The organism is Pseudoalteromonas sp. TB25 (assembly GCF_000497995.1).
GTDB classification, from domain to species: domain Bacteria; phylum Pseudomonadota; class Gammaproteobacteria; order Enterobacterales; family Alteromonadaceae; genus Pseudoalteromonas; species Pseudoalteromonas distincta.
Genome location: NZ_AUTI01000027.1, coordinates 1 through 6297, shown reverse-complemented (window position 1 = coordinate 6297; position 6297 = coordinate 1). Strand labels below are relative to the sequence as shown.

The window sequence follows — 6297 nt, the reverse complement described above, 5'->3', positions numbered from 1 at the left end:
CAGTGGGGTCGCATTATAGGGAGATCCGAAAACAGATCAACCCTTTTTTGAAGAAAACTTGAAATAATGTGCTGTTCGCTGAGTATTTGAGCTAAACGCTCAAAAACACAACTAAACCACCTGTATTGAAAGGTTTATAGAGCTATTTAAAGTCAAAGTTATGGTAACTAGTGATCAGTAGAGACATATTTGGATCATCAATGCTGAAAAAGCCAACCAATAAGTTAAGAGTCGTTTTACTAAAATCATTTGAAATAGTCAAAAGCTGAGATTTAAATTCATTGGGCTATATTTTTATTTGAGAAGTGAGTTTACTAAGGCCCCAATGTTTAGCTTTACTATGAGGTTCTTAGTACCGGTATATAGATAAGAGAGCGACCCTTATATCTTCTGATCAGCTCTAATCAATAAAAACTTCGTTAGGGATTGCTTAATGGCAGTTAAATTCGAAGTGCTATTATTAAAAACTGTAAATCACTATATAAAGTAAAAATGCTCTTTAACTAAAATCGGATAGGCTATTTTGGATCGATGGTAAGTAAAGGGTAACTAAGCAGAGCTATTAAAATAACTGTAAAACAACCTATCGATTCAGAATCTATGAGTCGATGCACATAATAGAAGGTAATTACTGGTTCATATAGTTTGACAAATTTTAGGCAAGAAAAAGCCGAGCATAAGCTCGGCTTTTAGGTTTCTTTAAGACTTACTCTGCAGACTGTGCGTCTTCTTGAACTGCTTCGCTAGTCGCTGGGCGACCAACTAGTTCAATATAAGCCATTGGTGCATTATCACCAGTACGGAAGCCACACTTAAGAATACGAGTGTAACCACCTGGACGATCCGCGTTACGTGGACCGATTTCACTGAATAATTTACCAACAACTTCATTATCACGCGTGCGAGCAAACGCTAAACGGCGATTTGCTACACTGTCAGTCTTAGCCAGTGTGATTAAAGGTTCAATTACACGACGTAACTCTTTCGCTTTTGGCAAAGTAGTTTTGATGATTTCATGTTTCACCAAAGAACCTGCCATATTGCTAAACATCGCTTTACGATGGCTACTGTTACGGTTTAATTGACGACCACTCTTACGATGGCGCATGACCCTATCCTTCTAACTAAACTAATATAGTGATTTAGATTATTCAGCTAAGCTTGCAGGTGGCCAATTTTCTAGGCGCATGCCTAGAGAAAGTCCACGTGAAGCTAGCACGTCTTTAATTTCAGTTAGAGACTTCTTACCTAAATTAGGCGTTTTAAGAAGCTCAACTTCAGTGCGCTGAACTAAATCACCGATATATTGAATTTGCTCGGCTTTCAAACAATTTGCTGAGCGTACTGTTAACTCAAGATCATCAACTGGACGAAGTAGAATAGGATCGAATTCTGGCTTCTCTTCTTTCTCTTCTGGCTCAGTTACATCACGTAAATCTACGAATGCATCTAATTGCTCAGCTAAGATAGTAGACGCACGGCGGATCGCTTCTTCTGGATCTAAAGTGCCGTTTGTTTCCATATCAATGATTAACTTGTCTAAATCTGTACGTTGCTCAACTCGAGCTGATTCAACCGAGTACGCAATACGTTCAACTGGGCTAAATGATGCATCAAGCAACAATCTACCAATTGGACGCTCATCGTCATCAGAGGATAAACGACTAGATGCCGGCACATAACCACGACCACGTTCAACACGAATACGCATGCTGATCTCGCTGTTATTTGTAGTTAAATTACAAATAACGTGATCTGGATTAGCAATTGTTACATCGCCATCGTGCTGAATATCAGCCGCAGTAACAGGGCCTACACCAGATTTAGTCAGGGTCAGAAAAACTTCATCTTTGCCTTCTAACGTTACTGCTAAACCTTTAAGGTTTAATAGTATTTCAATGATGTCTTCTTGAACGCCTTCTTTCGCGCTGTACTCATGTAATACACCGTCGATTTCAACTTCAGTTACTGCACATCCAGGCATAGATGAAAGTAATATACGGCGTAAAGCATTACCCAGAGTATGGCCAAAGCCACGCTCTAATGGTTCTAAAACTATTTTAGAACGCGTTGGGTTGATAGCGTCGATGTCGACTAACCTTGGTTTTAGAAATTCTGTAACAGAACCCTGCATTTTATCCTCTCTTAACTCTTAACTTTACTTAGAGTAAAGTTCGACGATTAGTTGTTCATTAATGTCCGCAGACAGGTCTGAACGCTCAGGTAGACGCTTAAAGCTGCCTTCCAATTTCTTACCGTCAACTTCAACCCAAGTCGGCTTTTCACGTTGCTCAGCCAACTCTAGAGCAGCGATGATACGTGCTTGCGTCTTAGACTTCTCACGGATTACAACAGTATCTTCTGGAGTAATTACGTATGAAGGAATGTTCACAACACGACCATTAACTAAAATCGCTTTATGGCTTACTAACTGACGTGCTTCTGCACGTGTGCTAGCAAAACCCATGCGATATACAACATTGTCTAAACGTTGCTCTAAAAGCTGTAACAAGTTTTCACCTGTGTTGCCTTTAAGGCGAGCAGCTTCTTTGTAGTAGTTACGGAATTGCTTTTCTAATACACCGTAGATACGACGTACTTTTTGCTTTTCACGTAATTGTAAACCGTAATCAGATAAGCGACCTTTACGAGCGCCGTGCTGACCAGGTGCAGTCTCAAGTTTACACTTAGAGTCGATAGCTCTTACGCCGCTCTTAAGGAACAGGTCAGTACCTTCACGACGACTCAGCTTGAGCTTAGGGCCCAAATATCTTGCCATGTTATTTCTCCTAACCTATTGTTAAACGCGACGTTTCTTCGGTGGACGACAACCATTATGTGGTATTGGCGTCACGTCAGTAATGTTGGTAATACGGTAACCAGCAGCATTCAAAGCACGTACAGCAGATTCACGACCTGGACCTGGACCTTTAATGAAAACTTCTAGATTTTTTAAACCGTATTCTTGAGCAGCAGTACCTGCACGCTCTGCAGCAACCTGAGCAGCAAATGGTGTAGATTTACGTGAACCACGGAAACCTGAACCACCGGCAGTAGCCCATGATAGTGCATTACCTTGACGGTCGGTAATCGTTACAATAGTGTTGTTGAAAGACGCATGAACATGAGCCATACCATCAGCAACTTGTTTTTTAACCTTTTTACGACGAATTGGTGTCTTAGCCATAATACTATCCCCTTATCGCTTAATAGGCTTACGAGGACCCTTACGGGTGCGCGCGTTAGTCTTAGTTCTTTGACCACGTAGTGGTAAAGAGCGACGGTGACGTAGGCCACGATAACAACCAAGGTCCATTAGGCGCTTGATATTTAAAGTAACTTCACGACGAAGATCACCTTCAACAGTGTACTTGCCAACTGCATCACGCAGTACGTCAAGAATTTCGTCTGAAAGTTCACCGATTTTTGTGGTTTCGGCGATACCAGTCGCTTCTAAGATAGCCTTAGAGCGAGTCTTACCTATGCCATAAATAGCTGTTAAACCAATAACTGCATGTTTATGATCAGGGACGTTAATGCCAGCAATACGGGCCACTAACACATCTCCTATATTCGAATTTGGTAATCAAAAGTTTGAAAAGCCCGTAAGGATACTCAAACGAAGACCAAATCACTACTAAAAACACAGGCCGAGAAAACTCAGCCTGCACGACTGTTTACTTAGCCTTGCCTTTGCTTATGCTTAGGCTCACTGCAAATTACGCGTACTACACCAGCACGTTTAATAACTTTACAGTTACGGCATATTTTCTTAACGGAAGCACGTACTTTCATTGCTCAACTCCGTAAACTGACCTTATCGACCGTAGCCTTTAAGGTTCGCTTTTTTCAGCACAGAATCATACTGATGAGACATCAGGTGAGTCTGTACTTGTGCCATAAAGTCCATGATTACTACAACGATAATCAAAACTGATGTACCGCCGAAGTAGAATGGCGTTTGCCACGCCATCGTCATGAATTCAGGCACCAGACAGATAAAGGTTATATACAAAGCACCTGCCAATGTCAGGCGTGTCATCACTTTATCAATGTATTTAGATGTCTGCTCACCTGGACGAATACCTGGGATAAATGCGCCAGATTTCTTAAGGTTATCTGCTGTTTCACGTGGGTTAAAAACCAACGCTGTGTAGAAAAAGCAGAAGAAGATAATAGCCGCAGCTAAAACAAGCGAGTACAACGGTTGACCTGGAGTCAACGTAGTAGCAACAGCTTGTAATACATCAGCGACTGGACCTTCACCTTGGCCGAACCAGCTAGCAATTGTACCAGGGAACAGAATTATACTGCTAGCGAAGATTGGTGGAATAACACCCGCCATATTTACTTTTAGTGGTAAATGCGTGCTTTGGGCAGCAAATACTTGACGACCTTGTTGGCGTTTAGCGTAGTTAACAACAATACGACGTTGTCCACGTTCGAAAAACACTACAAGATAAGTAACAGCGAATACGATTACCGCAACCATCAACAGTACAAAAACATTCAAATCACCTTGGCGCGCCATTTCGACTGTCGAACCAATAGCAGACGGCAAGTTAGCTACAATACCAACAAATATTAGAACAGAGATACCGTTACCGATACCACGCTCTGTTATTTGTTCACCCAACCACATAAGGAACATAGTACCAGTAACTAAACTCACCACAGCGGTGAAATAGAAACCCATACCAGGGTTAACAACTAACCCCTCCATCATGCCCGGTAAGCTAGTAGCAATACCGATTGATTGAATAGTAGCTAGCACAAGCGTGCCATAGCGTGTGTACTGGCTAATTTTTTTACGCCCTTGCTCACCTTCTTTCTTAAGCTCTATAAACGGAGGATACATATGCGTTAATAGTTGCGTAATAATCGAAGCCGAGATATACGGCATAATACCCAGTGCTAACACTGAAGCTCGCTCAAGTGCACCACCACTGAACATGTTGAACATTTCAACAATGGTGCCCTTTTGTTGCTCGAAGAAATCGGCAAGTACAGCGGCGTCAATCCCAGGGATCGGCACAAATGAACCTAGACGGTAAATTATGATAGCACCCAATACGAAGAGTAATCGGCGCTTCAATTCCGAAAGTCCACCTTGTGCACTTTTTGTATCTTGACCTGGTTTAGCCATTAGTACTTCCTTAGTCTTCTACCTTGCCTCCGGCAGCTTCAATAGCTTCGCGAGCACCTTTAGAGGCTTTAAGGCCTTTAACGGTAACAGCGCGTGAAACTTCGCCAGATTTAACAACTTTAACGAAAAGAACGTTCTTTTTAACTAGACCAGCTGCTTGTAACGCGCTTAGGTCTACCACATCGCCTTCAACTTTAGCGATTTCAAAAAGGTTTATTTCTGCAGATACTAAAGATTTGCGAGAAGTAAAACCAAATTTAGGTAGACGACGTTGCATAGGCATTTGACCGCCTTCAAAACCAACGCGTACTTTGCCGCCAGAACGTGATTTTTGACCTTTGTGACCACGACCACCAGTCTTACCTAGACCAGAACCGATACCACGACCAACACGTTTTGGAGCAGTTTTTGAACCTGCAGCAGGTGAAAGTGTATTCAAATGCATCGAATTAACCCTCTACCTTAACCATGTAAGAAACCTTGTTTATCATACCACGTACACATGCTGTGTCTTCTAACTCAACAGTGTGGTTGATACGACGTAAACCAAGACCGCGTAATGTAGCTTTATGTTTCGGTAAACGACCGATAGAGCTTTTTACTTGTGTTACTTTTACAGTTTGATTTGCCATGGTTACCCCAGTATTTCGTCTACGCGAAGGCCACGTTTTGCAGCGATTGACTGTGGAGAATTCATATTCTCAAGAGCCGAAATCGTTGCACGTACTACGTTGATTGGGTTAGTAGAACCGTAACATTTAGAAAGTACGTTCTGAACACCAGTCACTTCTAGTACTGCACGCATAGCACCACCTGCGATGATACCAGTACCTTCAGAGGCTGGTTTCATGAACACTAGTGAGCCAGCATGACGTCCCTTAACAGGATGCTGTAATGTATTGCCATTTAGGTCTACATTGATCATGTTGCGACGTGCTTTTTCCATTGCTTTTTGAATAGCAGCTGGAACTTCACGTGCTTTACCATAACCAAAACCTACTTTACCTGCGCCGTCACCAACTACAGTTAGTGCAGTAAAGCTAAAGATACGACCACCTTTAACTACTTTAGACACACGGTTCACCGCGATTAGCTTTTCAGCTAGATCAGGCTGTTGTTGCTTTGCTTCTACGTTAGCCATAGTCTACTCC

Annotated in this window: 10 protein-coding genes; all 10 read right to left on the bottom strand. The window is 42.2% G+C overall.

What is annotated here, in order from left to right:
• Window positions 1-706 precede the first annotated feature (706 nt).
• The 10 genes from rplQ to rpsE all read right to left on the bottom strand — a co-directional run bounded on the left by rplQ (window position 707) and on the right by rpsE (window position 6287).
• Window positions 707-1108: a 50S ribosomal protein L17 gene (rplQ, locus tag L652_RS0100540; protein ID WP_002959450.1), complete on the bottom strand. Its 402-nt coding sequence runs from the start codon at window positions 1106-1108 to the stop codon at window positions 707-709.
• A 39-nt stretch (window positions 1109-1147) separates the two neighbouring features.
• The gene (gene rpoA / locus L652_RS0100535; protein ID WP_002959452.1) at window positions 1148-2134 is read right to left on the bottom strand and encodes a DNA-directed RNA polymerase subunit alpha; all 987 of its coding nucleotides are present in this window, start codon (window positions 2132-2134) and stop codon (window positions 1148-1150) included.
• Between the two features lie 24 nt (window positions 2135-2158).
• Window positions 2159-2779: a 30S ribosomal protein S4 gene (gene rpsD, locus L652_RS0100530; protein WP_002959461.1), complete on the bottom strand. Its 621-nt coding sequence runs from the start codon at window positions 2777-2779 to the stop codon at window positions 2159-2161.
• A gap of 21 nt (window positions 2780-2800) precedes the next feature.
• On the bottom strand, window positions 2801-3187 hold the full coding sequence (gene rpsK, locus L652_RS0100525) for a 30S ribosomal protein S11 (protein ID WP_002959471.1): 387 nt from the start codon (window positions 3185-3187) through the stop codon (window positions 2801-2803).
• Between the two features lie 12 nt (window positions 3188-3199).
• A complete protein-coding gene (gene rpsM, locus L652_RS0100520) occupies window positions 3200-3556 on the bottom strand; it encodes a 30S ribosomal protein S13 (protein WP_002959473.1) in 357 nt (118 codons plus the stop codon).
• Between the two features lie 125 nt (window positions 3557-3681).
• Window positions 3682-3795 carry a 50S ribosomal protein L36 gene (gene rpmJ, locus L652_RS0100515; protein ID WP_002959476.1) on the bottom strand — a complete coding sequence of 38 codons (114 nt, stop codon included), beginning with the start codon at window positions 3793-3795 and terminating at the stop codon, window positions 3682-3684.
• A 22-nt stretch (window positions 3796-3817) separates the two neighbouring features.
• Window positions 3818-5146 carry a preprotein translocase subunit SecY gene (gene secY / locus L652_RS0100510; protein ID WP_002959478.1) on the bottom strand — a complete coding sequence of 443 codons (1329 nt, stop codon included), beginning with the start codon at window positions 5144-5146 and terminating at the stop codon, window positions 3818-3820.
• 10 nt (window positions 5147-5156) lie between these two features.
• Window positions 5157-5591: a 50S ribosomal protein L15 gene (rplO, locus tag L652_RS0100505; protein WP_002959480.1), complete on the bottom strand. Its 435-nt coding sequence runs from the start codon at window positions 5589-5591 to the stop codon at window positions 5157-5159.
• Window positions 5592-5595: 4 nt separating this feature from the next.
• Complete coding sequence (gene rpmD / locus L652_RS0100500; RefSeq protein WP_002959482.1) at window positions 5596-5778, bottom strand: 50S ribosomal protein L30; 183 nt, start codon at window positions 5776-5778, stop codon at window positions 5596-5598.
• 2 nt (window positions 5779-5780) lie between these two features.
• Complete coding sequence (gene rpsE / locus L652_RS0100495; RefSeq protein WP_002959485.1) at window positions 5781-6287, bottom strand: 30S ribosomal protein S5; 507 nt, start codon at window positions 6285-6287, stop codon at window positions 5781-5783.
• Window positions 6288-6297 lie beyond the last annotated feature (10 nt).